1 protein-coding gene and 1 pseudogene are annotated in these 1,158 nt (G+C 52.3%); both read right to left on the bottom strand.

Annotated features, from left to right (window positions below; translation table 11 throughout):
• Positions 1-407 precede the first annotated feature (407 nt).
• Complete coding sequence (locus tag TW83_RS18925) at positions 408-833, bottom strand: hypothetical protein (RefSeq protein ID WP_045984340.1); 426 nt, start codon at positions 831-833, stop codon at positions 408-410.
• Between the two features lie 124 nt (positions 834-957).
• Positions 958-1,158 (bottom strand): annotated as a pseudogene (locus TW83_RS21655) (hypothetical protein); the annotation flags it as partial.

Genomic DNA, 1,158 nt, shown 5'->3' with positions numbered 1-1,158 from the left:
AGGGACGAGATGGGCGGGGCAGGGCGCCCAGGACCGGTGTGCGGGGGGATGGCTCGGGACGAGACATTCACCCGTGCAGCGCAGCCGGGCGCATCGCCCCGACCAGCTCGGGTGGAGGCCGGTCTTGCCGGCCGGAACCGGGGGCGCGGCCCGAAGGGGACGCCCGGATCAGTCAGAGGAACAGCGCGGAAATCTGCATCAGCATGCCGAGACCAATAAGCATCAGAATGAGTTGCCAGAAGCTACCTCCTGATTTTTCCTTAGCGGGAAAACACACCTCGTTCCTAATTCTCCCGCAAAACTCACAAGGCGAAGGTAAGTCAGACGTTGAGGCACATAGGGGACAACAGTATTTCATGACAATCTCGCTCTTTGTTGGCTATTTTCTAATCTAAAAGCACTGCTTACTATCGACTATTCTGCTTATCTGGCATGACGCACTTGCCCGTCCCGGTTGGGTCCACCTTGAACCGCAAGCCTGCCCCGGTGACAATTCTCTTGAGAATATCCGGTTTTATCATCGCTGCATCGTTGAGAACGACGGCAAGACTGCCTGTGTTCTTCTTGGCTTCTTTACTGAAAATTGGCCCATAGTCCCTGCTATCGAGATAAAGATTGAATATCTCATAATCGTTATTCTTAGCGCATGAAACCATGAATGCGGCAATGTAAAGTATTCCTTCGGCAATTTCGTGGTTGCGGGGAAGGTCGTTGTCTCGCAAATAATCATAACAAAAGTTCTTCGCGCCGTTTATTGCGAGACGCATTTCATCTTCTCCATCGGAAAGCCCCCCGACAGACTTTATATAATCGACCCATTGAAAATGGTTCATTCCTTGGACCTTTCAATCCCTCACTTTACAATATCATTTCCCATGAAAGACGCCAATGTCATTACCAGATGTAGCTTCTTTTATATTCAAGTCCGAACAGAGAACAATACGCCGTGCCGAGCGATTATTTTGACTTGCCTGGGATACCAGGCAAGTCAAATTCTTCGGGTGCCCACAGCCACGGTGGATAGACGCCATCGGCGGCGATCTTTTGCAGCGCGGTAAACTCCTCCTCCCCGAGGTCATGATTGGGGGCGAACATTGCGACAGGCGTTCCGGTATCCAGCAGCAGGGCATTGGCGACGGGGGCTGTGGCCGACAGGTT

The sequence above is a fragment of the Paracoccus sp. S4493 genome (assembly GCF_000967735.1).
In the GTDB taxonomy this organism is placed as follows: Bacteria; Pseudomonadota; Alphaproteobacteria; order Rhodobacterales; family Rhodobacteraceae; genus Paracoccus; species Paracoccus marcusii.
Note: the sequence above shows the minus strand (reverse complement) of the source record. Positions and strands in the feature narration are given on the sequence as shown.